We start from the raw sequence: 25,394 nt of genomic DNA, 5'->3' as shown, positions 1-25,394 counted from the left end.
AGCATTTTGCCGAGCACCGAAACAATACAGGAAATATCGCGTGCGGCGGCACCCTGGCTGCGCTTGCGCCCAGCCGAGGTGGGCAAATCCGGTCACTCCCATGCCCATGCGGCAATGCATGCGCCTACGCTCCCCGGTTTTGGGAGATCGCTATCACTGGCCGAATTTTCTGCGTCGCGTTCGTGGCTGGCGCGGGACTGGTCCAGGTGTCCCCGCGGCTGCCCGGCGCAGGCGCCGCATGGTGGCTGGCAGGGGCTTGCCTGCTTGGGCTGGTTGCCTGCCTGCGCTCGCGGCCCGGTCTGGCGCGCCAGCTTGCCGCCTTGATGCTGGGCGTGTGTGCGGGTTCGCTGAACGCCAGTCTGCAAGCCCAAGCCAGGTTGGACGATGCGCTGTCGGATGAGCATCAGGACGCCGTGTCGCGCCTGGCGCTGCGCGTGGCCAGCCTGCCGGATGGCGACGAGCGCGGCCAACGCTTTCTGGCCGAACTGGATGAGCCCGCGCCACCCGGCATTCCCTCGCGCGTTCAGGTCTCGTGGCAGGCGCCGCCCGGCCCGCAGGCGCTGATTCCCGAAATCAAGCCCGGCCAGGTCTGGCGCATGGCGCTGGTGTTGCGGCGTCCGCACGGCTTGTTGAATCCAGCGGGGCCGGATGTGGAAGGGCGCCTGTTCGCGCAAGGGATACGGGCGGTGGCTACGGTGCGCGGACAGCCCAGGCTGCTGGCGGACAGGCCATGGGCAACGCCGGGCATTGCCATCGAGCGGGCGCGCCACAGCGTGCGGGAGGGTTTGCGCGCGGCCTTGGGGGAACATCGCTATGCGCCAGTGATGGTCGCCCTGGCCATCGGCGATCAGGCCGGCGTCGCGCGCGAGGACTGGCTGCTGTTCAACCGCAGCGGCATCACGCATCTGGTGTCGATCAGCGGCATGCATGTGACCTCGATAGCGGGCATCGCCGGGCTGTTGGTGGCGGCGTTGTGGCGGCGAGGGCGCTGGCGCGGCGCGGGGCTGGCCGAGCACGTGCCCGCGCGCGTGGCGGGCGGGGCGGCGGCCGCGCTGGTCGCACTGCTGTATTGCCTGCTGGCGGGCTGGGGCGTGCCGGCGCGCCGCACGTTCTTCATGCTGTCGGTGGTGCTGGCGGCCGCGGTGTCGCGTCTGCCGCTTTCGGGCGGCCGGGTGCTGGCATGCGCGGCTGCGGCGGTCGTGGCGTTGGATCCATGGGCGCCGGTGTCGCCGGGATTCTGGCTGTCGTTCGGGGCGGTGGCGGTGCTGTTGCGCATCGCAGATGCGCCGGTCGACCGCGAAGCCGGCTGGCGCCGGCGCTGCTCGGCCAGGCTGGCGCAAGCGGTGCGCCTGCAGCTGATGGTGACCGTGGGCCTGACGCCCTTGCTGGCCTACCTGGTGCATCAGGTGTCGTTGGGATCGCCGTTGGCCAATGCGGTGGCGATTCCCGTCGTGACCTTCGTCGTGACGCCGCTGGCTTTGGCGTGTGCCGCCTTGTCGGTCTTGCCGGGGGCGCAGGGGCTGGCCGAGTTGGCCGGGCTATGGGGCCTGCAGGCGTTCGACCTGATCATGGCGCCGGTGTCCTGGGTGGGCAACGCGTCCTGGGCCAGCGTGCCGGTTGCGGCGGCGTCGTGGCCCTGGCTGCTGCTGGCCTTGGCGGGCATGGTCTGGGCGCTGCAGGTGCGCGGATGGCCGGGCAGGCATCTGGGATGGCTCTGCATGCTGCCGTTGCTGTTTTGGCGGCCCGACCGGCCCGAGCAAGGATATTGGCGCATGAGCGCGATGGATGTGGGGCAGGGTAGCGCCATCCTGGTAGAGACGGCCAGCCAGGCCTTGCTGTTTGACGCGGGGCCGCGCCATTACGGCGGCAGCGACGCGGGCGAACGCGTCGTCGCGCCGTTCCTGCTGGCGCGGGGTATCCGGCGGTTGGACGTGTTGGTCCTGTCGCATGCCGACCTGGACCACGTGGGCGGATTGCGCGCGGTGCTGGCGGCGGTTCCGGCAGGGCGCAGCTACGCATCGTTCGATCTCGCTGCGTTCCTGCGCCGCGATATCCGGATGTGGCCGCAGGCCGGCAGCGCCACGCCGCCGTTGCCCGCCGATGTGGGGCGTTGCCGGCGCGGCATGAGCTGGGAGGTGGACGGCGTGACATTCACCTTCCTGAACCCCGCGGATGCCGGCGGCAGGAACGGGCAGGGCCGCAATGCCGATAGCTGCGTGCTGCTGGTGCAGGGGACATCGCATGCGCTGCTGCTGACGGGCGATGTGGGCGTGGCTCAGGAAAATGCGCTGGCCCGGGTATTGCCCGGAGTCGACGTGGTGATGGCGCCGCATCACGGTTCGGCATCGTCCTCGGGCAGGGACTTGGTGGACGCGTCCGCAGCCGGCCATGCGATCGCACAGGTGGGGCATTTGAACCGCTTTCGCCATCCGGCCCGCGCGGTGGAACTGCGGTGGACGCGCGCGGGCGCGGCGTTTTGGCGCAGCGACCGCGATGGCGCGGTGATGGCGACTTCAGGCGCTGGGGGTCTGCATATGTGGGCTGAGCGTGAACGCGGGCGGCGGTATTGGCATGGGCGCTGACTGAGGCCGCCCGCGGCGTTCAATTGGCGCCGAGCAGGTTCGCGCTCTTGACCAGCGACGATACGCGTTGCGAGTCGCGGTTGAGCAGATCGGAGAATGCGATGGGGCCGCGTTCCTGCGCGGCAGGCGCTTGCGCCGCCAATTGTTCCAGACGAGTCTTGAACTCTGGGGTGTCTATCGCCTGCGACAGGGCGGCGGCCAGTTTTTCGACCACAGGCTGCGGCGTGCCAGCCGGCGCCACCAGGCCATTCCAGATGGCCAGATCGAACTCAGGCAGTCCGCCCTCGGCAAAGGTGGGGATGTCCGGACTTTGCGCCAGGCGCGCGGTTCCGGTCACGGCGATGGCTTTGACGCGCTTGTCCTGATGCAGGGGCAGCATGGTCACGGTCTGGTCGATGACCCCGTCGATCATGCCGCTCATCAGGTCGGTCAGCGCGGGACCTGTGCCGCGATAGGGAATGAGTTCGCCGCGTGCGTCGGCGAAGTGCAGAAACATGGCCTCGGCCAGGTGCGCCGTGCTGCCCGGCCCGCTTGAGCCCAGGTTGAGCTTGACGGCGTTCACGTCGCGGATGCGCTTGAGCATGGCGGGCAGATCCTGGATGCCGCTCTTGTTGCTGACCGACAGCACCATGGGCACGGTCGCGACGATGCCGATGGGCGCCAATTCTTTTTGCGGATCGTAGTTGGCCTTGGGATGCAGATGCGGCAGGATCGCCAGCGACATGTTGTTGAAGGCCAGGGTGTAGCCGTCCGGTGCGCTCTTCTGCAGCTTCTGCATGCCGATGAGGCCGCCGGCCCCGCCTGAGTTTTCGACGACCACCGTCTGGCCCAATTGCTTGGACAGCGACGTGGCCACCAGGCGGCCCAGCGTGTCGCTGGTGCCGCCGGGCGCGAAGGGCACGATGACCGTGATGGCGCGGCTGGGATAGTCCTGGGCGGCGGCGGGAGCGGCAAAGGCTGCTGCGGTCAGGGCGGCGCACAGGAAGGGGGTGATGCGTAGCATGGGGTGTCTCCTCGTATTTTCTTTTCTAGGTGGGGGGCCTTGCCGTCAGCGCGACAACGCGCGGCAGACGGCCTGGGTCATGTCGGTGCAGCTTGCCGTGCCGCCCAGGTCGCGTGGCGCGTGGTCGCCTATGGCGAGCACCTGTTCGACCGCGCGCTCGATGCGTTGCGCGGAATCGGAGAGCGCGGCATCGGCATGCTTGTCGCCCAGCCAGCGCAGCATGAGCGCGCCCGACAGAATGGTGGCCAGCGGACTGGCGGCGTTCTGGCCGGCTATGTCGGGCGCGGATCCGTGCGCGCCCTGGAAGAGCCCGTGGGTGTCGCCCAGTTCTGCAGACGCCGACAGGCCCATGCCGCCTATCGTGGCGGCGCCCAGGTCGGAAATGATGTCGCCAAACATGTTTTCCGCCACGATCACGTCATAGAAATCCGGCCGCTTGAGCATGTGCACTGTGATGGCGTCGGCATAGGCGTAATCGATTTCGACGTCGGGATAGCTGGCGGCCACGTCATCGCAGACCGCGCGGAAGAAGGCGTAGGTGCGCAGGATGTTGGCCTTGTCGCACACCGTGACGCGGCGCTTGCCGTCACGCGGCGCGCCGTTGCGCTGGCGCGCCAGCTCAAAGGAAAAGCGGGCGACGCGTTCGATGCCCTTGCGGGTGACGACGATGGTGTCGGTCGCCACTTCATCGCGCAGCACGATTCCGCCGCCGCGGCTGGCGTACAGGCCTTCGGTGTTTTCGCGCACGATGACGTAGTCGATCTGTCCCGGCTTGAAATTCTTGAGCGGCGAATCGACGCCCTGGTACAAGCGGATCGGGCGCACGTTGGCGTACAGGTCCAGCCGGAAACGCAGGCGCAGATGCAGGTCGTTTCCGACTTCGGTGCCGTCGGGGTAGGTCACGCCCGGCATGCCGGCCGCGCCGTGCAGGATGGCGTCAGCCGCCTTGCAGGCTGCGTAGGTGTCGTCGGGCAAAACCTGGCCCGACCTGACGTAGTGGTCGGCGCCGCCGTCGTAGCTGCTGAATGAGAGCAGGTCGGCGCCGCAGGCTTCCTTCAGTACGGTGATCGCCGATTGGCAGACCTCCGGACCGATGCCATCGCCGTCGATGGTCGCAATTTCATACTTAGCCATGTGTGGCTGTCTCCTCGTGAGGGTTTTGCAATCAGAGGGACGGCCGCGCCCGGGACGCGGCCGTCAGGGCTTACCAATTGGTGGATATGTACTTGGCTTCCATGAACTCAAGCAGCCCATGGTGCGCGCCTTCGCGGCCCAGGCCGCTTTGCTTGACGCCGCCGAAAGGCGCCGCGGGATCGGATACCAGGCCGCGGTTCAGGGCGATCATGCCGCTTTCGATGCGTTCGGATACGCGCAGTCCGCGCGCCAGGTCGCGGGTATAGACGTATGCGACCAGCCCATACTCCGTGGCGTTGGCCAAGGCCACGGCTTCGTCCTCGGTATCGAACGCCACGATGGGCGCCACGGGACCGAAGATTTCCTCGGCAAGCAGGTCGGCGTCGGCGGGCACATCCACCAGCACGGTGGGCTCGTAGAAGTGCCCGGCGCGGTCCAGCCGCTTGCCGCCGGCCTTGATCCGCGCACCCTTGGCGACGGCGTCGGCCACCAGCGATGCCACCTTGTCCACCGCGCCCGCATTGACCAAGGGGCCGCATTGGGTGCCGGGATCGACGCCGTCGCCGGTCTTCAGCGCGGCCATGCGCGCGGCGAAGCGGGCGCTGAATTCCTCGACTGCGCCGCGCTGCACGTAGAAGCGATTGGCCGCCGTGCAGGCTTCGCCGCCGTTGCGCATCTTGGCGATCATGGCGCCTTCGACGGCGGCATCGATGTCCGCGTCGTCGAAGACCAGGAACGGCGCATTGCCGCCCAGCTCCATCGAGCAGCTGATGACGGAATCCGCCGCCTTGCGCAGCAGCACGCGGCCCACTTCCGTTGAACCGGTGAAGGAGAGCTTGCGCACGCGCGGATCATCCAGCACCGCGTTGGCGAACTTGCCAGCCGAGGAGGTCGTCAGTACGTTGACCACGCCCGCAGGCACGCCGGCTTCTTCCAGCAGGCGCATGACGGCGTAAGCGGTCAAGGGGGTCTCGGTCGCGGGTTTGAGGATGCAGGTGCAGCCGGCGGCCAGCGCGGGCGCGATCTTGCGGGTTGCCATGGCCGCGGGGAAGTTCCACGGGGTGACCAGCAGGGCGATGCCTATGGGCTGGTACTGCACGATGATGCGGCTGGCGCCGCCGGGCGATACGCTGATGTCGCCATTGATGCGCACCGCCTCCTCGGAAAACCATCGGAAGAACTCGGCGGCGTAGGCGACCTCGCCGCGCGCGTCCGTCAACGCCTTGCCGTTCTCCTGGGAAATCAGATGTGCCAGATGGTCGGCGTCGCGGACCATCAGTTCATAGCACTTGCGCAGGATTTCGCCGCGCTGGCGCGCGGGTGTAGCTGCCCAGCCTGCGGCAGCGCGCGCCGCTGCGTCCACGGCCGCGGCGGCGTCTTCGAGCGTGGCGTCCGCCACGCTGGCGATTACCTGCTCGGTCGACGGGTCGTACACGTCGATGCGACGGCCCGAGGTGGAGGCGCGCCAGGCGCCGTCGATGTAAAGGTCTGTAGACAGCTTGTTGGCCTCGATGGTCATGCGTCAGCTCCGGATGTGGGTGGAAGGCGGGTTATCAAGATGCGCGAAACGAGCCGCGTCCCGCGTAGGCGGCGGCCACGATGGCGGCGATGCCGTCCTGGTCCAGCGGTCGCGGATTGTTCGTGACCAGGCGCGCGGCCAGCATGGACTGCGCGGCGATCCATTCGAGCTGGTCGGCGCGCACGCCCAGTCCAGCCAGCGTTGCAGGGATGCCGATGCGCGAGAACAGGTCGTAGACATGGCGCGGCGCGCGGGCGGCGAGGCGCGCGGGATCGGTTTCCGTGTCCCCCATCGCCATAGAGATGGCCGCATAGTCCGCGCTGCAGGCCGTTGCGTTGAAATCCATGACATAGGGCATCAGGGTCGCCACGCCTGCGCCGTGCGCCGTGTGCGTCAGCGCGCCGATCGGGTACTGGATGGCGTGGGCCGCCGCGGTGCCCGCCACGCCGAAGGCCAGGCCAGCGGCAAGCGCCGCGGCCATGACCTGACCCCTGGCATGAAGGTCGGAGCCGTCGTCGACGGCGCGGGGCAGATAGGACGCGAGCGCGCGGATGGCAATCAGCGCCTGCTGGTCGCTGAAGGCGTTCTTGCCAACGAATACGCGGGTCTGCGCGATGTCGGCATCCGGACTGCGACGGACCGCGGTCAGGGCCTCGATGGCATGGGTCAAGGCGTCGGCGCCGGCGATGGCGGTCAGTCCCTTGGGGCAGGTCAGCGTCAGTTCAGGATCGCAGATGGCGGTGTGGGGAATCAGGTGCGGACTGGAGACGCCCACTTTCAGATCGCGGGCGCTATCGGCCAGCACGGCGACTGGCGTGACCTCGGAGCCCGTGCCCGATGTGGTGGGCAGCGCGATCACGGGTAGCACCGGGCCGGGCACCTTGTATTCACCGTAGTAATCGGAGGCCTTCCCGCCATGCGTCAGCAGCAGGCTGACGAGCTTTGCCATGTCCAGGCAGCTGCCGCCACCCAGTCCGACGATTACCTCTGGCTGGAACGCGCCGTGCGCTGCCACGCATTCGTAGACGCCCTCGACGGGCAGGTCCGGCTGGGTGCGGTCGTACACCTGGACGCGCACGCCGGCGCTTTCCAGCGTGGCCAGCAGTTCGGACATTTCCGCCGTGGCGGCGAAGCGCTCGTCGGTGCAGATCAGCGCGCGCTGGCCCAGGGCGGCTGCGACGCGGCCCAGCGCAAGGCGCTGGCCGTTGCCGAACAGCACGGCGCGCGGTGCGCGCATGATTCCAAACAATTCATTCATTGTGGATCCTTGAAAGGGTGTCTGGGGAAATTCAGGCGGCGCATTGCGCCAGGTCGAGGATGCGGCGCCAGACCTCGTCGGCCAGTTCGATGCCTGCATCCAGCCGCAGGCGGCGTTCGGTGCGCGCCCGATCGCCTGGCACCGCGACGGGCCGCCCGGGCAGCAGGGCAGGGCAGGCGCGGATGTCATCCAGGTAGCTCGTGACGCGGCTGGCAATCCCGCCCGACCCGGCCTCGATCGCGATGAAGACGTCGCCCTTGTTGCATATCTCGCGGGAATCCAGCGTGCCCCTGACGGCGTTGCCCAGCGCGGATGCCGTCAGGCTGGCGACCAGCACTTCGAACGCCAGGCCCAGCGCGTAACCCTTGGCTTCACCGAAGGGGGCCAGTGCGCCCGCTTTGGCAGCTTCGGCATCCGTGGTGGGGTTGCCGGCGCCGTCGAGCGCCCAGCCCGGCTCGAGTGGCCGGCCATGGTTGGCGTAGTCGTGGATCTTGCCCATGGCGACCTGGCTGGTGGCCATGTCCAGCACGAACGGTTCGTCCGCGGTGGGTACGCCGATAGCGATCGGGTTGGTGCCGATCAGGGCTTGACGGCCGCCCCAGGGATGGACCAGGGCTTCGCTGGTCGACAAGGCCAAAAGGATCTGGCCTTCGCGCGCCGCGCTTTCCGCGTAGAGCGCCAGCATGCCGATATGGTTGTTGTTGCTGACCGCGGCGATGGCGATTCCGGTCTCGCGAGCGCGTTCGCGGATCTGCTCCAGGGCCGCCAGCGCGATCACCGGCCCCAGGCCGTGCTCGCCATCCATGTCCAGGAAAGCTGGGGAGCGCCAGACGGCCGTGCCGCGGGTTTTCGGGTCGGCCACGCCGTTGTGGATGCGTTCGATGATGCGCGGCAGGCGTAGCAGGCCGTGGGACGCGCGCCCGCGCAATTCGGCTTCAAGCAGCAGGTCGGTCTGCGTCGCAGCGTGGTCGGTCGGGGCTCCGGCCAGTTCCAGCGCGCGGATGCAAACCTGCCTTGCCTCCCCCATTTTTATCGTTGTCGTCATAGTGTCGTTAAGTTGTTAAATCCGATCGGATCTGAAATACGATCTGATTTATGCTAACCTCGTAACAAATTGGACGTCAACACATAGTTGGCAAATCGGGTGAAACAACCATGACGACACTCTCTCGCGGTTCCGCAGCCGTACCCTCGACCATGCCCGCGGCCGGCCAGCGCCTGGGCGAGCGCGTGCGGTCGTTGGGCGACGAGGTCTATGAAACGCTGCTGTCGCAGCTCATTTCCCTGAAGATCGCGCCCGGCATGCGCATCGCGGTCGATGCGCTGGTGCGTGAGCTAGGCGTATCGCAAACGCCGATACGCGCCGCGCTGATCCGGCTTGAAACCGAAGGGCTGGTCGTCAAGACGCATCACGTGGGATACAGCGCGGCGCCCATGCCTACGCGCAGGCGTTTCGAGCAGATGTACGAACTGCGCTTGCAGCTGGAGCCATTCGGTGCCGGGCTGGCGGCGCAACGCATGACGGACGCGTCACTGCAGGAACTGGCGGCGCTGTCTGCGGCAATGAGCGCCCCGAGCGCCGATGATGCGCGCGTGGCCTATGGCAAATTCGCCGTGCTGGACGCGCAGTTCCACTCCTGGATCGCGGAGCAGAGCGGCAATGAACTGCTTGCCGAAGCGCTGGCCCGGCTGTACGCGCATACCCATCTGTTCCGGCTGCGCTTCCACTCGAGGGTCACGGAAGAAGCCGTGACCGAGCATGCACGCATCGTGCGGGCGCTGAGCGAGCGTGATGCCGATGGCGCTCAGGATGCCATGCGCGACCACATTCTCAGGTCGCGCGAGCGCATGGCGCCGTACTTCGAAATGTTGGATTAGCGCGCGGCCGGTGCAGCCGTATGCCCGCCCAGGCTGATGCCGTCCCGTATCTTGCGGAACGCGGGCAAGGCTGCCGGCATGTCCTCGGCAGTCGCGGTGCAGCGCATCGCGACGCGCAGCGTCGCGGTATCCAGCAAGGCGTTGTATTCCAGCAGGCGCGTGCCATCCGGTCCTGCGCCCGCGGGCGCGACATAGTCGATGCCCTTGGCGCCCTGCAACTCGAAGCCGCTGCGCTGCTCGGGCGATTCGCCCTGCGCGGCCAGGATCGCTTCGGCCGCAGCCATGCGCTCGGCGGCAGAGAGCGGCGCTTCGGCGCCGGGATGCGTCTTCAGCGATTTGCGCGGCGTGCTGAAGCCGACGCCGCACAGGTAGCCGGCCGCGCCCGCGGCTTGCGGCGCGCCGTTGGCGCGGACGATCTCGACCAGCACATCGAATTCGTCGGATTTGCCGCTCTTCACGATCCGATAGGCAGCGGGCACGGTGACGCCGAATCCGCGCGTCCGGTCGGCGTAGCGGCGCTCGGCGTCGCTGGCGGGCTCCTCGATCATCTGGAACCGCACCGGCAGCATCAGGATTTCCCTGTCGGCCTGCATGTCGCTGGTGAAGGCGGGCAGCGGGCTGGCGCGCCGGACCATGCGGACCGCGGCCTTGTCGATGGCGACATACCCCGAGGAACTGGCGAGGTCCACCGCGTCGATCTTGCCGTCCCGCAGGACAGTGAGGCGCAGGCGCAGGCTTAGGGGACCGTCAAGTTCGTACGCTTCCCTGGGCATTTCCAGATGGCTTTGCAGTTTGCGCATTGCGCCAGTGGTCCATTCGGCCTGATTCGCAGGGGCGGCGGCGGAAACAGCCGCGGACGCGCAGAGGGCGATCGCTGCCATGGTGCAAGCGCGTATCGGCCAGTTCATGTGGGCAAGTCTCCTGATCGTAGGAACCCGCAAAGGCGGGCGCGTCGGCAGCATAACCCGCTGCTAGCGTGAGCAAGCAGCACCCAGGTCCAGGCTGCTGGCCAACAGATTGATGAACTCGCGCACCTTGGGCGATGAGCGCCGCGGCTGCGGGTACACGGCATACAGGTTTCGCTCCGCGGGCTGCCAATCCGGCAGCAGGGACATGAGACGGCCGTCGGCCAGGTCCTGCGCGACCAGATAAGCGGGCAGCAGTCCGATACCGGCGCCGTTCAGCGTTGCGTCGCGCAGGGTCAGGCTGTTGTTGCTGCGCAGGGGGCCGCTGACATGCACGGTTTGCTTCAGGTCGTCTCGCGTAAAGCGCCATTCGTTGTGGTTGGCGCCGCGCTTATAGATCAGGCACTGATGGCTGGCGAGATCCAGGATGTCCTTTGGGGTGCCCTGGCGTTTTAGATAGGTCGGCGCGGCGACCAGCGCCCTGGGCAGGGTGGCGATGGTCTGGGCGCCCGCCGCGAAATGCTTGGGGGTTGCGCCGATATACAGCGCGACGTCGATGTCTTCGTCCGCCGGGTCGAGATACTTGTCGTTGAGTGTCATTTCAACGGTGACCTCGGGAAAAATCGCGGTGAATTCCGTGATCAGGCGGCCCAGATCCGCTGCGCCGAAGGCGATCGGCGCGCGCACCTTCAGGATGCCCCGTGGCGTGGTCTGTACCTGCCCCGCGGTGCGTTCGGCTTCTTCCACATCTTCGAGGATGCGGGTGCATTTTTCATAGTAGGTCTTGCCCGCATCGGTGAGCACGATGCGGCGAGTGGTGCGCGCAAGCAGCGGCGTGCCTATGTGGTCTTCCAGCGCAGAAACGTTCTTGCTCACCGAGGCGGTGGACATGTTCAAGCGCGTTGCAGCGATCGTAAAGCTTCCATGTTCGACGACCTTGCAGAAGACATTCATTGCGACCAGGCGATTCATATTCTTTCCCGCAACGAAACCGTTTATTTCCGGCGCGACCCTTTAATTGCGGGGTTTGGCGATGTCAATATCGCGGCTGATTATAGCGACGGAGACAGGCGTGGAACAGAAAAGAACAGACGCTTTGGTGCAGTCGCGAGGGGCGGGAAGGATGAGCAGGAATGCCTTCCTCCAATACGCGGGAATCAGTCCGATATCGACGCGGGAGTAGTAGGCATAAGCGGGGAATCCTGGCATTGGCGACGCAGGATCAGGATCTGCATGGCACCGAAGAAAACTATCTGGCAAAGCTGACCAACCTGTAGTCCGAGGCCGTTCGAACACCGGTTCGCGTGGCGCCGAGAGTTGCAGTGTCCTGGGGCTGGCTTATTGCCGACCACGACAAACATAACGATTTTCAAAGGGGGTGGTTCATGAAGTATGGAAAGCAATACAGGAAGTGTGGCAAGCAATTCAAGGTCCCGGCGATGTGCGCGGCATTGGCTGTCTATGCCGCGCACTCGCCTGCGGTGTTCGCGCAGTCCAGTCTCAAGTTCTACGGAATAGCGGACACGTATATCGAGTACAAGAGCAACAACATCGATAACAAGAAGCGCGGCGCGTCGGCGGGGCGATCGTCTTCGTCCGGCGGATCCTCGATGCGGATGGGCTCCGGCGGGTTGTCGGGTTCCCGTTGGGGTATGCAGGGAGTGGAGGACCTGGGTGGCGGGATGCAAGCTGTTTTCACGCTTGAAGGCGGCTTGAATACGCATACGGGAACCATGGCCGAGGAGGGACGTCCGTTCAACCGCCAGGCCTTCCTGGGTCTGAACAGCCCCTACGGCATGGTGACTTTGGGAAGGCAATACACCAGCATGTTCAGCCTGTTGTTCCCGATGGTGCCTCAGGCCTACGCGCCGGCCTACGAGCCTTCGGGGGCTCTCTTGGGTGGTGTGCGTCACGACAACTTGGTCAAGTATCGCGTCGGGACGGGGGCGCTGTCGGCGCAGGCGCATTATCAGCTCGATGATGCGGCGGGCACGCGTTATCAGCGGTCGGCCTGGGGCGGGGGAGCGAGCTACCTGTCCGGCCTGTTTGGCCTGGCGGCAGTCTACGACGAGGCCGGCGGCGCAAAGCCGACAACCGCGTCGAACCGGCTGCGCAAGCTGGCCTTGAGCGCTTCCTACGCGCCGGATCCTTGGCACCTGACGGCGGGCTACCGCTGGGCGCAGGACAAGACGGCCCGAGGCAGCTTGAACCAGCGCGACGACATGTGGTGGATCGGAGTCGGGTACCGCCTTTCGCGGGTCCTGCAGGTCACTGCCGCGTTTTACTACGACGACGTGAAGGCCGACGCAGGGGGAGGAAATCCGCCGAATCCCAAACAGCATGTCTTGCAGCTGCTTTACAGCGGGCTGTCCAAGCGCACAGACCTGTATGCGGTCGGCGCCTATGCGCGTAACTCCGCGCTGAACTTTGCGCCGCTTGCCACGCTACCCCCGGGCAAGGACAGCCAGGCCGCCCTGGCGCTGGGCATCCGGCACAAGTTCTGAGGGCATGGCGCGCCGTGGCGCGTCATGCCGGCTCAGGCCGCTCCCGACGCCAACTCATCGAACAGCAGATCGCCGCCCATCTGTCCGCCCTTGAGCATCAGTTCAATGCCGTCGGTCACAGGGTCATCGCTGCGCGTCAGGCTGACCGTCACGCCGGGCGCCAGCACGCAGCGGAACGCCAGGCCCCAGACGCCCAGGGCCAACGTCGCCTGGCTGGAGGTGTCGCCGCCGGCGATGCCGATGCGTGACAGGCGCGCGCCGGCTTGCGCGCTGGCGCGCACGATATCCGCCACCAGTTGACCGGTGGCGCGGGCGGTCGCGGCGGTCTGATGGGGTGCAAGGGGCTGGGCGGGCCGGTCGGTGTGCGCCAGCACGTTACGCCCCTGGGCCAGCGTGGCGGCGGCCAACTGGGCTTGCTGGGCGGCGTAGGCAGGGTCTTGCAAGAGCCGTTGCGCCTGCAGCGGCTGGAGCTGGTATTGCCGGCACGCGGCGATCTGCCTGGCCGTGACCGGAGACAGGCTGCCGGCGACCGCCAGCACGGGGCCCGAGGCCGGTTGCAGCGGCGCGGCTGCGGCGCTGCCGCCGCCGGCTGGCGTGGCACGGGCCAGCGCCTGCTGCACGCTGCTGGGGCCGACCGCCAGTAACGGCAGGCAGGACGCCGCGCGCCAGATGAGCCGGCCGATGATGGCCAGCTGTTCTTCGTCGACCAGATCCAGCAGCAGCGGTCCGTCGGTGCTTTCGATGACCTGGTCGATCCAGTCGTCCAGCAGCGGCGCATCCGCCGCCCGCCGCAGCCGCGGGTAGGCCGTGTGCGGCAAGGAGCGGATGTCCGCCAAGCCTTGCGCCGCCAGGTGCAGGCGCAGGTCGGCTTCGTGCATGGGAGTGACGGGATGCGCGCTCATGACCGGATGGCGGTCGATGCGATGGATCTCGGGCGCGGACCCCGCGCGCGCGAACAGCTGGGCGAAGCTGCAATAGCGGCCGATGCTGGGCTGCCCGCCCACGATAGGCACCAGCGGGTTGGGCATGTGGCGGTGCAGTTCGCGCACGGCGGCGCCGATGCTGCCCACGTGCGGCGCGCTGTCGAAGGTGGAGCAGCATTTGTAATGCAGCACGCGCACGCCCGCACCCGCCATGTAGCGGCCCACGGCCTGCAGTTCGGCCTGCATTTCGGCTGGCGCCATGCCGCGCGCCGCGCCGGCGATGCCAATGGCGTCCAGCGGTCCGGCGCGGCGCAGCTGGTCCGGCGTCGGCACGCCCAGGAACAGCAGGCTGCGCAGGCCGGCGCGCGCGGTTTCGGCCAGCGTATCCGTGGCGCCGGTGAAGTCGTCGCCGTACCAGCCCAGCCGCGGCCGCGTTGCGTCTTGCGCCGCTGAACTCATGCGCGGCTGCCGAAGAACTCGATGGCGCGCCGCAGTTCCGGGGCATTGCGCGCGTAGTCTTCCAGGCGCTCGCCGTCGCGCATGGCCTGCCAGGCCTGGCGGATGCTGAGCACGCCTGCGGCGGGTCCGTCCGGGTGGGCGAGGATGCCGCCGCCGGACATGAACAGCAGATCGTCGCTGCGCACGGCGGCCCAGGTGGCGGGCACGGTGCCAGCCCATTGGCCGGACGAAAACGCCGGCATGACGGGGTCATTGATCCCGGGAGTCAGCGAGGCCAGGCAGTCGCGCGCGGACTCGACGACTTCGGCGTCTTCCTGGGCGAACTTGCCTTGCAGGCCGTGCACGTGCATATGGTCCACGCCGGCCAGCCGCCATAGCGTCTGGTAAGCCTGGAAGCCCACGCCCAGCATGGGGTGGCGCGACAGCGCGCCGTAACCGTTGCGGTGGCCGTGCAGCGCCAGCGGGGTGCTGCGGCGCAAGGTCTGGATGGCCGAGTAGCCGCAATGGTTCAGGCTGGCCATGACGCAGGAGCCGCCTTCGCGTTCGATCAGGTCGGCGTGGCGGCGCATGGCGTCGGTCTCGTCGCTGATGTTGAACGCCACCATGACCTGCCGTCCGGTGCGCTCGCGGTGCGCGCGCACCACCGCCATGACGGCGGCGACGCGTTGCGCCAGCGGCGCGTGAGCGGGGTTGGCGCAGACCTCGTCGTCCTTGATGAAGTCCACGCCTGCATTGCACAGCTGCGCCGCCAGATGCGCGGTCTGCTCGGGCGACAGGCCGACGTTGGGCTTGATGATGGTGCCTACCAGCGGACCGTGCGCCACGCCGGTCAGTTGCCGCGTGCCGGCAATGCCCGCGCGCGGCATGTCGAACTGGGCGCGGTAGTTGGCCGGCAGTTCCATGCTTTCCAGGCGCAGCCCCGTGACTTCGCCCAGGTCGTACAGGTTGCCGCCTACCGTGGCTGCCAGCGTCGGCAGGTTGGCGCCGACGTTGGCGACGGGAAAGGCGATGCGCACGCGGGCGCGCTGGTAGCGGCCAGGCATGCCGCCCGGCTGCCGCGCCAGCCAGGCGTTGGGCAGGCTGGGCGCGGATGCGGACTCCAGGGGTTCGATGGACTCGATCCGCGCCCGGGCGCGGGCGCGCAGTTCGTCGGTTTCGCCCTGCACCCGCGTGAAGGTGCCGCAGGATTGCTCGCCAGCCATGATCTCCGCGACCTTGCCGGGGTCCAGCGGGGTTTCGATCAGGTAGGTGGCGGTAAACGATTGGGAATTCATGGCGGAGGTGGCAGGTAAGGGGATCAGATCCGGTTCAGATCGGGGAAGGGGCGCACGGGGTCCCTGCCGTCCCAATCCCGGGCGCTGTCGCGGATCAGGTCGAACAGGCGGCCCTTGGGACCGGCCACTTCGGACAGCTCGATCACGGTGCCGGGGTGGTACTCGGTGTCGAAGTAGATGAAGCGGCCTTTCTCGCCTACTTCGCCGCTCATCTTGGGCTTGAAGCCCTGCGCCAGCAGGCGCTCCAGGTCGGCGTCGTAGCTTTCGGTCCAATAGGCCACGTGCTGCAGCCCGGTGCGGCCGGCCTGCAGGAAGTCGCGGTACATGGAGGGCACGTCGTTGCGCGTCTGGATCAGCTCGACTTGCACGAAGCCGGAATTCGCCAGCGCCACCGAGTTGTGCGGTTCGTGGCGCTCGCCGTCGTACTGGTAGTTCACGATGGGCACGCGCGGGTTGTAGTACCAGGGCCCCACGCCCAGCGTGCTGCTCCAGTAGTCCATGGCGGCTTCGATGTCGTGCACCACATAACCGAGTTGGCGGATTTCGCCCAGGAAACGACTCATGATGGATTCTTTGCGGGAGAGGTTTGAGGATGTCGGGAGGATGCGGTCCGGTGCGGGCCGCGGACCTCACAGGAAACCGATGGAGAACCAGGGGAAGGCAGCGACGATCACCAGGCCCACCAGCAGCGCGGCGACGTAGCCCCAGATCGGGCCTATGCCTTCGTTGGGATCGACGCGGCTGATGGCGCAGGCGCCGTAGTAGCCCACGCCGAAGGGCGGCGCGAACAGGCCTATGCCCATGGCGAAGATCACGACCATGGCGTAGTGCACCTCGTGCACGCCGGCCTGCGCCGCGATCGGGAACAGCAGCGGGCCGAACAGCACGATGGCGGGTATGCCTTCCAGCACGCTGCCCAGGATGATGAAGGCCACGATGGACACGGCCAGGAAGCCGTAGCTGCCGCCGGGCATGCCGGCCATCAGCTTGGCCAGGTCGCCGGAGAAGCCGGACTGCGTCAGCGCCCAGGCCATGGCGGTGGCGCAGCCCACGATCAGCATGATGGCGCCCGACAACGAGGCGGTCTCGATCAGCATGGGCTTCAAGCGGGCCCAGTCGAAGCGCCGGTAGATCAGCAGGCCGACCACTGCCGAATACACGATGCCGATGGTCGAGACCTCGGTGGCGGTGGCCACGCCTTCGACCACCGCGGCGCGGATCACGAAGGGCAGGGCCACGGCGGGCAGCGCGATGACGAAGAAGCGTCCGATCTCGCGGGCGCTGAAGCGCTGCGCCAGGCTCAGGTCTTCCTTGCGGTAGCGCCACCACACCACCGAGCACAGGGCCAGGCCCAGCACCACGGCCGGCAGCAGCCCGCCCGTGAACAGCGCGGCGATGGAAACGCCCGTCACCGAGCCGATGGTGATGAGCACGATCGACGGCGGAATGGTCTCGGTCTGCGCGCCGGTGGCCGACAGCAGCGCCACCAGGTCGCCGGGCTTGGCGCCGCGCTTCTGCATTTCGGGGAACAGCACGGGGGCGATGGCCGCCATGTCGGCGATCTTGGAACCCGAGATGCCGGACACCAGATACATGGCGCCGATCAGCACGTAGGACAGCCCGCCGCGCACGTGGCCCAGCAGGCTGGCGAGGAACTGGATCATGGCGCGCGCCATGCCGGTCATCTCGATCAGCGAACCCAGGAAGATGAAGAGCGGCACCGCCAGCAGCATCAAATGCGACATGCCCTCGTCCAGCCGGCCCACCATCACCACCATGGGCGTGTTGGTGGTCAGGGCCAGGTAGGAGAACGTGGCCAGCGCGAACGAAAAGGCAATGGGCACGCCCGAGAACACCGTGGCGGCGACGATGCCCACGAAGAAGATCAGCAGGTTCAGCTTGCCCAGCGTGGCGAAGAGGGGCTGCGCCACCCAGAACAGCGCGACCACCGCCGCGGCTCCCGCCAGCGCCGCCAGCATTTGCGGCGCGGTCTGGGTGCGCAGCAGGCGCAGCAGCGCCACCACCGCCATCAGTCCCATGCCCACCGGAATCGCGGCGGCGCGCCAGGCGTTGCTCAGCTCCAGCGCGGGCGTGATGATGAAGTGTTCTTCATGCGCGTACTCCACGGCGGGTGCCAGGATCAGCGCCAGGAAGGCCAGCGATGCGGCCAGCGCCAGCGTTTCCAGCTGGGCGCGGCGCGCGGGGCTGACGTTGTTGACCAGCGCCGTCATCCGCATGTGTTCGCCGCGCCGCAGGGCGACCACCGCGCCCAGCATCGACAGCCACAGGAACAGGATGGACGTCAGCTCGTCGGACCAGACCAGCGGACTGTGGAAGGCGTAGCGCGCGACGACGCCCGCGAACAACACGGCGATCTCGATCAGCACGATGGCCGCGGCCACGTGTTCGACCACGCTGCCCAGCAGCGCGTCTAGGGCGCCGGCGGCGCGGCGCAGCGGATGGGCCGGCAGCGCCTGCGGCGCGGCGTGGGGAGCGGACAGGGAGGACATGGCGCGTCCTCAGGCCAGCTTGCCGACGGCCTGCTCCAGCAGGGTCCAGGCTTCGTTGCCGAAGCGGCCCTGCCATTCCTTGTAGAAGCCGGCCGCGCGCAATTGCTCGCGGAAGCTGTCGGCCGACGGCTGGTTGAACAGCAGGCCCTTGCCCTCCAGGTCCGACTGCACCGAGGCATTGAGCTTTTTGATGTCTTCGCGCTGGGCGAGGCCGGCCTCGTTGATGCCGCGCGCCACCACCGTCTTCAGGTCCTGCGGCAGGCCTTCCCACATGCGGCCGTTGGCGATGAACCAGTAGCCGTCCCAGATGTGGTTGGTGAGCGAGCAGTATTTCTGCACTTCGTACAGCTTGGCCACCTGGATGATGGGCAAGGGGTTCTCCTGCGCGTCCACCACCTTGGTCTGCAGCGAGGAATAGACCTCGCTGAACTGCAGGCTGGCGGGGGCGGCGCCCAGGCCCTTGAACATGGAGATCGGCAGCGAGCTGACCGGCACGCGGATCTTCAGCCCTTCCATGTCCGCGGCGGACTTGACCGGCGCCTTGCTGCTGGTGGTCTGGCGAAAGCCGTTGTCCCACATCTTTTCGAAGGCGTAGAGGCGGCGCTGTGCGATGGCGGCGCGCACGTGGGCGCCCAGCGCGCCGTCCATGGCGCTCCAGACCTGGTTGTAGTCCTTGAAGGCGAAGCCCACGGCATTGATCGCCGCCACCGGCACCAGGGTCGCGATGACCAGTGCGGAAGGGGTGAAGAAGTCGATGCCGCCCGAGCGCACCTGGGCCAGCATGTCGGTGTCCCCGCCCAACTGGTTGTTCGGGAAGATCTTGATGTCCACGCGGCCGTTGCTTTCCTTGAGAATGCGTTCGGCGGCTTCCTGGGCGCGGATGTTCAGCGGGTGCGTGACCGGCAGGTTGTTGCCGTACTTGAGCGTGTAGTCGGCGGCGCGGGCGATCAGCGGGAAGCCCGAGGTCAGGGCGACGGCGGGAACCGCGCAAAGGCGGCGCAGGGCGCTACGGCGTGTCAGCAGCTTCATGGTTGTCTCCATAATCTTGGTTATGATGTGTTTTGATGTGCCACAACAGCGCCAGTACCATGCGGCAGAGTGGACAATAGTGAATCGTTGCCAATATCGTCAAACCTGATTAATGATGGATTTTGATGTGAATCGCATGCCTCCCGAACGCAAGCTCGCGCGTCTGGCCGATGTGGCGGAGCGCGCAGGAGTGTCCACCGCCACGGCCGACCGGGTCCTGAACCGCAGGCCCGGCGTGCGCGCCAGCACCGCCCAGAAAGTCTTCAAGGCGGCCATCGAACTCGACTACCTGCCCGAACAGGAGGTCCGCGCGGCGGCCGCGCCCGAGCCCCTGCGGCTGGTGTTCCTGCTGCCGCGCGGCAGCAACCGCTACCTGCGCATGCTGGGCGATACCGTCAGCTATGCGCAGGAGCACTTCGGGCCGCTCAACGCCAGGTGCCAGGTCGAGTACGTGGAGAGCTTCAATCCGGACGCGCTGGCGCAGGCCCTGGCCAAGCACGGCAAGCGCGCCGACGGCATCGCCTTCATGGCGCTGGAACACCCGGCGGTGCGTGAGGCCGTCAACCTGCTGGCGCAGCAGGGCGTGCCTGCGGTGACGCTGATCTCCGATCTGGCCAACAGCGCCCGCGTGGCCTATGTGGGCCTGGACAACCGCGCGGCCGGGCGCACCGCGGGCTACCTGATCGCACGCTTCATCGGGTCGCGCGCGGCGCACGTGGCGCTGATCGCCGGGTCGCGCCACTACCGCGCCCACGAAGAGCGGGAAGGCGGCTTCCTGCAGCTGTACGCCGAACAGTTCCAGGCCATGCAGGTGGTGGACCTGCGCGAAGGCTACGACGACGCGCAGCGCAACTACGAGCAGACCCGCCAGCTGCTGGAGCAGTATCCGCAGCTGGCCGGCATCTACAACATCGGCGGAGCCTCGGATGGCGTGGCGCGCGCGCTGAAGGAAGCCGGGCAGCAACACCGGGTGGTCTTCATCGGTCACGGCCTCACGCCCGACACCCGCGCGCTGCTGATCGACGGCACCATGGACGCCGTCATCACGCAAAGCCCGATGGAGGCGCTGATGAGCTGCGTGCGCATCTTCTGCAACCTGCGCGACAAGCGCAGTCCGATGAACGGGGTGGAGCTGGCGCGCAGCCAGGTGATCTTCCGGGAAAACCTGCCCTAGACGGAAAAGTCGGGAGTAACCCTGACTGCGGGGGCGTTATGCAAACTATGCATAAGCCCGCCGGGCGCGGTCCCTATACTGCCTCGCATTCACTCTGACGGCGCGGCGGTTGCAATGGATCTACGTTGGTTCCAGGATTTCCTGACCTTGGCGGAATGCGGACAGTTCACCACGGCGGCTGAGCTGCGGCATGTATCGCAGTCGGCATTCAGCCGCCGCATCCAGTCCCTGGAAACCTGGGCGGGCGCCGCGCTGATAGACCGCGGCTGCTTTCCCTTGCGTCTGACGGCGGCGGGCGAACAGTTCCGTTCCAACGCCGCCGAAATCGTGCGCAAGGTGGTGGATGCGCGCGGCGAGGCCGGCGTCACCGGCCATGACGGCGCGGTCCTCAGGGTGGCCATGCCCCATTGCCTGGCAACCTCGCACTTCCCGGGCTGGTGCGTCCGTTGGAAGGAAGAGAGCGGGGTCGAGTCGCTGCGCCTGCATGTGGGCAATGTGCATGATTCGGTCGAGTGGCTGGCGGCCGGCGTGGTGGACCTGCTGGTGTGCTTTCGCCACGCCGCGGAAGACATACAGCTGGATCCGCAAGCCTATATGCGGACCGGCATGGAGCCCGACTTCCTGCGACTGTTCCGCCCCGCCTCGATGCCGGTGGACGAGACCGCGCTGTACGACGCCGATTCTGCCGCGCGTTACCCCTATGTGTCGCACGCCCAGGGCGCCTATTTCCGGCGGCTGGTCGACCTGTCTTGCGGCGACCTCTTGCAACGCCCCGTCCTGCAGCGCGTCTGCGAAACCGATTTCGTGGACGGCGCCCGCACGCTGGTCAGCGCCGGCGTGGGTTTGGCGTGGCTGCCCGAGTCCAGCGCCCGGGTGTCGGTGGACGCGGGAGAGATCGTGGCGATCAAGGACAGGCGCTGCGCCGTCCCGATGCAGATCTGCATGTATGCGCGCCGCCAGGGACCAGCCCAAGAGCCGGTGGAGCGCGTGTTCAACCTCTATACCCAACGTTGACTGGCCGCGCCCGAAGCTCCCGCCACGGCCGGGAGACGGGCGCGCTCGGCGGCGAGTCCTGCGCAGCACCCCACAAGTACATGAATCCCAAGGAGAAAAGCATGGCACTTTCCATCAAGGCATTGATCGCGGCATTGACGGTTGCAATGGCAGGCCCCGTCGCGGCCCAGCAGCTGGACGGCACGCTGAAGAAGGTCGCGGACACCGGCGCGATCACCATCGGCCATCGCGAGACCTCGATTCCGTTTTCCTACTACGACGGCAACCAGAAGCCTGTCGGCTACTCGATCGACATCTGCAATCGCATCGTCAGCGCGGTGCAGGCCCGTCTGAAGCGCAGCGACATCCAGGTGAAGTATCTGCCCGTCACCTCCGCCACGCGCATTCCGCTGATGGGCAACGGCACCATAGACCTGGAATGCGCCTCGACTTCCAACACCCTGGACCGCCAGCAGCAGGTGGCGTTCTCGGTCACGACCTTCGTCACCGGCAACCGGTTCCTCAGCCAGAAGTCCTCCAAGTTGCGCAGCGTCGACGATCTGAAGGGCAAGGTCGTGGCCTCTACCTCCGGGACCGCGAACATCCGCCAGATCAACGAGCTGAACGAAAAGCGCGGGCTGGGCATGAGGATCGTGCCCGTGAAGGAACACGCGGAAGGCTTTCTGATGGTCGAGACCGGCCGCGCCGCCGCTTTCGTCATGGACGACATCCTGCTCTACGGCCTGATCGCCAACGCCAAGCAGCCGGACCGCTACGAGGTGTCCGACGAGTCTCTGTCGATCGAACCCTACGCCATCATGCTGCGCCGCGACGATCCGCAGTTCAAGGCGCTGGTGGACGACACCATCAAGACGCTCTATGCCAGCGGCGAGTTCCAGGCGTTGTATGACCGCTGGTACCGCAGCCCGCTGCCGCCCAAGGGCATCAACCTGAACGTGGCGATGAGCGAGGCGCTCAAGCGCGTGGTCGCCACGCCCACCGATTCGGGCGATCCCGCCGCCTACCGCTAGGCCCGGAACCTGCCGCAATACGCCGATGCGCGGCCCCGCCCCGGGGGCCGGGACCGCGCGCGGCCTGATCATCGAGAAAAGCATGGCATATCAATGGAATTGGGGCGTGCTGCTGGCCCCGTCGCCCGATGGCGGGCAAACCTATCTGCAAACCCTGCTGGACGGGTTGAGCGTGACGGTCAAGACTGCGGCGCTGGCGTGGCTGATCGCGCTGGCGCTGGGCCTGGCGGTCGGCGTCGCGCGCACGCTGCCCTACCGCGGGGTGCGCGCGGCGGGGGCCGTCTATGTGGAAGTGTTCCGGAACATCCCGCTGATCGTGCAGATGTTCCTGTGGTACTTCGTCTTGCCGGAGCTGCTGCCTGCCGCGGCCGGAGACTGGATCAAGCAGTTGCCCGACGCGTCCTTCTACACGGCGGCGCTGGCCATCGGCATGTACATGTCGGCGCGCATCGGCGAACAGCTGCGCGCCGGGATCGAGGCCCTGCCCAAAGGGCAGCGCAACGCGGGCCTGGCGCTGGGACTGACCTTGCCCCAGCTGTACTGGCACGTGCTGTTGCCGAATGCGCTGCGCACGGTCCTGCCCACCATGACTTCGGATTGCCTGAACACCATCAAGAACACTTCGGTGGCGCTGACCATCGGGCTGGCGGAACTGACCGCCCAGGCTCACGCGATGCAGGAGTTTTCGTTCCAGGTGTTCGAGGCGTTCCTGACCGCGACCATGGCCTATCTGGCGCTCAACCTGATTGTGATCGTGGTGATGCGGGCGCTCGAATACAAGTTGCGCATTCCGGGGCGCGCAGTCGGCGGGCGTGCGGCGAAAGGGGGCAGGGCATGACGGATTTCGACCTGCAAGCCATCGTCGACGCGCTGCCGTACCTGATCCTGTCGGGCCTGCGCTTTACCCTGCTGCTGACCTTCACGTCGACCGTGGGCGGCCTGCTGCTGGGCACCTTGCTGGCGATTGCGCGGCTGTACGGCGGCCGTCTGCTGGCCTGGCCCGCCACGGTGTATGTGAACCTGTTCCGCTCGCTGCCGCTGGTGCTGGTGATCTTCCTGATCTATTTCATCCTGCCTTACGCATTGCAGGCGGTTACGGGGGCTGAGCGGCCCATCGTGCTGGGCGCCATGGGGTCGGCCTTCATTACCTTCATCCTGTTCGAGGCCGCGTATTTCTCCGAGATCATCCGGGCAGGCGTGGGCAGCGTGGGGCACGGCCAGTATGCGGCGGGCAGCGCCCTGGGCCTCACCCACGGACAGGTGCTGCGCAAGGTGATCCTGCCGCAGGCGTTCCGCAACATGCTGCCGGTGCTGCTGACGCAGGTGATCGTCATCTTCCAGGAAACGGCGCTGGTCTATGTCCTGTCGCTCACGGATTTCCTTGGGGCCGCGACCAAGATCGCGCAGCGCGACAACCGCCTGGTGGAGATGTACATGCTGGTGGCGCTGGTGTTTTTCGTGATCTCGTTCACCGCTTCGCGCGGCGTGCGGGCGCTGCGCGCCCGGATCGGGGCCTGAAGCTGTTTCCATGAGGAGTCTACATACATGATCGAGATCGAACAGGTCGGCAAGCGCTACGGCGATCTGCCGGTGCTCAAGCAATGTTCGCTGCGCGTGCGGCGCGGCGAGGTCGTGGTGGTCTGCGGGCCGTCCGGGTCGGGCAAGTCCACGCTGATCAAATGCGTGAACCGGCTGGAACCCTTCGATGCGGGCCGCATCGTGGTCGACGGCACCGACGTCGGCGCGCCCGGCACGGACCTGCCCAAGCTGCGCGCCCGCGTCGGCATGGTGTTCCAGCATTTCGAGCTGTTCCCGCATCTGACGGTGCTGGAGAACGTCTGCCTGGGGCAGGTCAGCGTGCTGGGCCGCAGCCGCGCGCAGGCTTTGGAGAAGGCGGCCGCGCTATTGGAGCGCGTCGGCGTGGCGGCGCATGGCGGCAAGCATCCGGGACAGCTTTCGGGCGGCCAGCAGCAGCGGGTCGCGATTGCGCGGGCGCTGGCCATGGACCCGGTGGTGATGCTGTTCGACGAGCCGACTTCGGCGCTGGATCCGGAAATGATCGGCGAAGTGCTGGACGTAATGACGGGGTTGGCGCGCGACGGCATGACCATGATGGTCGTCACGCACGAAATGGGATTCGCGCGCCGCGTCGCCGACCGCGTCGTGTTCATGGAGTCCGGAGAGATCGTCGACGACGCCAGCGCCGAGGCGTTCTTCGGCAACGCCGCGTCGGCGCGCTCGCGCGCCTTCCTGTCCCGCATCATCAGCCACTGATTTCCCTTACCCACAAGAACTTCCATGTCCTCCATTTTCCATATCAACGGCAGTCTTGTTCCGGCCGAGCAGGCCGTCATCCCGGCGCTGGACCGGGGCTTTCTTTTTGGCGACGGCGTCTATGAGGTGATCGCGGTGATCGACGGCCTGCTGCTGGAGTTCGAGCGGCACGCCGCCCGTCTGGCGCGCAGCCTGGCCGAAGTCGGCATCCGCAATCCGCTGCCGCGCGACACGCTGCTGGCGCGTTGCCGCGAACTGGTGCTGCGCAACGGCTTGCGCGAAGGGTCCGTCTATGTGCAGGTGACGCGCGGCGCGGACAGCAAGCGCGACTTCGCATTTCCCGCCGACGTCGAGCCCACCGTGATGATGTACGTCAGCGAGAAGTCCTTGCGCGTGAATCCGCTGGCGGAATCTGGCGTGCGGGTGGCAAGCGTGCCGGACATGCGCTGGCAGCGGCGCGACATCAAGAGCGTGTCGCTGATCGCCCAGGTGCTGGCCAAGCAGGCCGCGCAGGCCGCGGGCGCGTTCGAGGCGTTGATGGTCGATGCCGGCGGCGTGGTGACGGAAGGCTCGTCGTCGAGCGCGCTGCTGGTGGATGCGCAAGGACGGATCGTGGTGCGGCCCTTGTCGCGCGAGATACTGCCGGGCTGCACGCGCGCCGCGGTGCTGGCGTTGGCCGCCAAGCGCGGGGTGGCGGTGGAAGAACGCAAGTTCACGCTGGACGAATGCCGGCGGGCGACGGAGCTGGTGTTGACGTCGGCATTGCACTTCGTGCTGCCGGTCATCGAGCTGGACGGCCAGCCCATCGGCACGGGCCGGCCCGGACCCGTGTGCCGCGAGCTGCGGCAGCTGTATATGGAGTACGCGCTGGCCTCGGCGCTATAGCGGCGCGCGAGCCATGGCGGGCGTATGATTCCGCATAAGGGCTCGCACCCCGTCCGGCA

Annotated in this window: 23 protein-coding genes; 11 read left to right on the top strand and 12 right to left on the bottom strand. The window is 67.2% G+C overall.

The genetic code is table 11. The features are described from left to right. Positions 1–206: 206 nt before the first annotated feature. Positions 207–2,582 carry a DNA internalization-related competence protein ComEC/Rec2 gene (locus tag IB257_RS06685; protein ID WP_370540090.1) on the top strand — a complete coding sequence of 792 codons (2,376 nt, stop codon included), beginning with the start codon at positions 207–209 and terminating at the stop codon, positions 2,580–2,582. Positions 2,583–2,601: 19 nt separating this feature from the next. Here the strand turns inward: IB257_RS06685 and IB257_RS06680 are convergent, their stop codons facing one another. The 5 genes from IB257_RS06680 to IB257_RS06660 form a co-directional block, all read right to left on the bottom strand. Then, positions 2,602–3,585 (bottom strand): tripartite tricarboxylate transporter substrate binding protein, encoded by a 984-nt coding sequence (locus IB257_RS06680; protein WP_192492076.1) that lies wholly within the window; start codon positions 3,583–3,585, stop codon positions 2,602–2,604. Between the two features lie 45 nt (positions 3,586–3,630). After that, the gene (locus IB257_RS06675; protein WP_192492075.1) at positions 3,631–4,719 is read right to left on the bottom strand and encodes an isocitrate/isopropylmalate dehydrogenase family protein; all 1,089 of its coding nucleotides are present in this window, start codon (positions 4,717–4,719) and stop codon (positions 3,631–3,633) included. Between the two features lie 70 nt (positions 4,720–4,789). After that, positions 4,790–6,238, bottom strand: a complete 1,449-nt coding sequence (locus IB257_RS06670) for an NAD-dependent succinate-semialdehyde dehydrogenase (RefSeq protein WP_054456212.1) — start codon at positions 6,236–6,238, stop codon at positions 4,790–4,792. Positions 6,239–6,272: 34 nt separating this feature from the next. After that, complete coding sequence (locus tag IB257_RS06665) at positions 6,273–7,496, bottom strand: iron-containing alcohol dehydrogenase (protein ID WP_119451252.1); 1,224 nt, start codon at positions 7,494–7,496, stop codon at positions 6,273–6,275. A 31-nt stretch (positions 7,497–7,527) separates the two neighbouring features. Beyond that, complete coding sequence (locus tag IB257_RS06660) at positions 7,528–8,541, bottom strand: Ldh family oxidoreductase (protein WP_225588753.1); 1,014 nt, start codon at positions 8,539–8,541, stop codon at positions 7,528–7,530. A 110-nt stretch (positions 8,542–8,651) separates the two neighbouring features. Between IB257_RS06660 and IB257_RS06655 the strand changes: the two genes are divergently transcribed. Further along, positions 8,652–9,374, top strand: a complete 723-nt coding sequence (locus IB257_RS06655; protein WP_119451254.1) for a GntR family transcriptional regulator — start codon at positions 8,652–8,654, stop codon at positions 9,372–9,374. Here the strand turns inward: IB257_RS06655 and IB257_RS06650 are convergent. Both IB257_RS06650 and IB257_RS06645 read right to left on the bottom strand, forming a co-directional pair. Further along, positions 9,371–10,282 (bottom strand): TonB family protein, encoded by a 912-nt coding sequence (locus IB257_RS06650; protein ID WP_192492074.1) that lies wholly within the window; start codon positions 10,280–10,282, stop codon positions 9,371–9,373. The two genes, IB257_RS06655 and IB257_RS06650, sit on opposite strands and share 4 nt — an antisense overlap. A gap of 63 nt (positions 10,283–10,345) precedes the next feature. Continuing rightward, positions 10,346–11,233 (bottom strand): LysR family transcriptional regulator, encoded by an 888-nt coding sequence (locus tag IB257_RS06645; protein WP_225588830.1) that lies wholly within the window; start codon positions 11,231–11,233, stop codon positions 10,346–10,348. Between IB257_RS06645 and IB257_RS06640 the strand changes: the two genes are divergently transcribed. Further along, positions 11,204–11,545, top strand: a complete 342-nt coding sequence (locus tag IB257_RS06640; RefSeq protein WP_166738284.1) for a hypothetical protein — start codon at positions 11,204–11,206, stop codon at positions 11,543–11,545. The genes IB257_RS06645 and IB257_RS06640 overlap by 30 nt on opposite strands. A gap of 119 nt (positions 11,546–11,664) precedes the next feature. After that, the gene (locus IB257_RS06635) at positions 11,665–12,783 is read left to right on the top strand and encodes a porin (RefSeq protein ID WP_192492073.1); all 1,119 of its coding nucleotides are present in this window, start codon (positions 11,665–11,667) and stop codon (positions 12,781–12,783) included. A gap of 32 nt (positions 12,784–12,815) precedes the next feature. On the opposite strand, the gene IB257_RS06630 is transcribed toward IB257_RS06635, so the two are convergent. From IB257_RS06630 to IB257_RS06610, 5 genes are all read right to left on the bottom strand, one after another. Next, on the bottom strand, positions 12,816–14,165 hold the full coding sequence (locus tag IB257_RS06630) for a four-carbon acid sugar kinase family protein (RefSeq protein WP_192328501.1): 1,350 nt from the start codon (positions 14,163–14,165) through the stop codon (positions 12,816–12,818). After that, positions 14,162–15,439: a ribulose-bisphosphate carboxylase large subunit family protein gene (locus IB257_RS06625; protein WP_192492072.1), complete on the bottom strand. Its 1,278-nt coding sequence runs from the start codon at positions 15,437–15,439 to the stop codon at positions 14,162–14,164. The genes IB257_RS06630 and IB257_RS06625 overlap by 4 nt, the downstream gene beginning before the upstream one ends. A 23-nt stretch (positions 15,440–15,462) precedes the next feature. Continuing rightward, a complete protein-coding gene (locus tag IB257_RS06620; RefSeq protein ID WP_125470655.1) occupies positions 15,463–16,002 on the bottom strand; it encodes a VOC family protein in 540 nt (179 codons plus the stop codon). Positions 16,003–16,068: 66 nt separating this feature from the next. Next, positions 16,069–17,949, bottom strand: coding sequence for a TRAP transporter large permease subunit (locus tag IB257_RS06615; RefSeq protein WP_192492071.1), 1,881 nt, complete (start codon positions 17,947–17,949; stop codon positions 16,069–16,071). Positions 17,950–17,958: 9 nt separating this feature from the next. Continuing rightward, a complete protein-coding gene (locus IB257_RS06610; protein WP_054456226.1) occupies positions 17,959–18,978 on the bottom strand; it encodes a TRAP transporter substrate-binding protein in 1,020 nt (339 codons plus the stop codon). 112 nt (positions 18,979–19,090) lie between these two features. Here IB257_RS06610 and IB257_RS06605 point away from each other — a divergent pair, with 112 nt between their 5' ends. The 7 genes from IB257_RS06605 to IB257_RS06575 all read left to right on the top strand — a co-directional run bounded on the left by IB257_RS06605 (position 19,091) and on the right by IB257_RS06575 (position 25,335). Continuing rightward, a complete protein-coding gene (locus tag IB257_RS06605; protein ID WP_054456227.1) occupies positions 19,091–20,152 on the top strand; it encodes a LacI family DNA-binding transcriptional regulator in 1,062 nt (353 codons plus the stop codon). A 114-nt stretch (positions 20,153–20,266) separates the two neighbouring features. Further along, positions 20,267–21,166 (top strand): LysR family transcriptional regulator, encoded by a 900-nt coding sequence (locus IB257_RS06600; RefSeq protein WP_119451260.1) that lies wholly within the window; start codon positions 20,267–20,269, stop codon positions 21,164–21,166. 101 nt (positions 21,167–21,267) lie between these two features. After that, positions 21,268–22,176, top strand: a complete 909-nt coding sequence (locus tag IB257_RS06595) for a transporter substrate-binding domain-containing protein (protein ID WP_119451261.1) — start codon at positions 21,268–21,270, stop codon at positions 22,174–22,176. A gap of 82 nt (positions 22,177–22,258) precedes the next feature. Beyond that, a complete protein-coding gene (locus tag IB257_RS06590) occupies positions 22,259–23,014 on the top strand; it encodes an amino acid ABC transporter permease (protein ID WP_054456483.1) in 756 nt (251 codons plus the stop codon). Further along, entirely contained in the window at positions 23,011–23,694 is a 684-nt protein-coding gene (locus tag IB257_RS06585; RefSeq protein ID WP_054456230.1) for an amino acid ABC transporter permease, read from the top strand. Before IB257_RS06590 ends, IB257_RS06585 begins: the two co-directional genes overlap by 4 nt. Before the next feature lie 27 nt (positions 23,695–23,721). Continuing rightward, complete coding sequence (locus IB257_RS06580) at positions 23,722–24,450, top strand: amino acid ABC transporter ATP-binding protein (protein ID WP_054456231.1); 729 nt, start codon at positions 23,722–23,724, stop codon at positions 24,448–24,450. A 24-nt stretch (positions 24,451–24,474) separates the two neighbouring features. Next, entirely contained in the window at positions 24,475–25,335 is an 861-nt protein-coding gene (locus tag IB257_RS06575) for a D-amino-acid transaminase (protein WP_175162233.1), read from the top strand. Positions 25,336–25,394: the final 59 nt, after the last annotated feature.

Origin of the sequence: Achromobacter sp. ACM03, from assembly GCF_014851665.1 — a bacterium.
In the GTDB taxonomy this organism is placed as follows: domain Bacteria; phylum Pseudomonadota; class Gammaproteobacteria; order Burkholderiales; family Burkholderiaceae_B; genus Achromobacter; species Achromobacter aegrifaciens.
The sequence above is the reverse complement of the archived record's forward strand: the minus strand, read 5'-3'. Positions and strand labels throughout refer to the sequence as shown.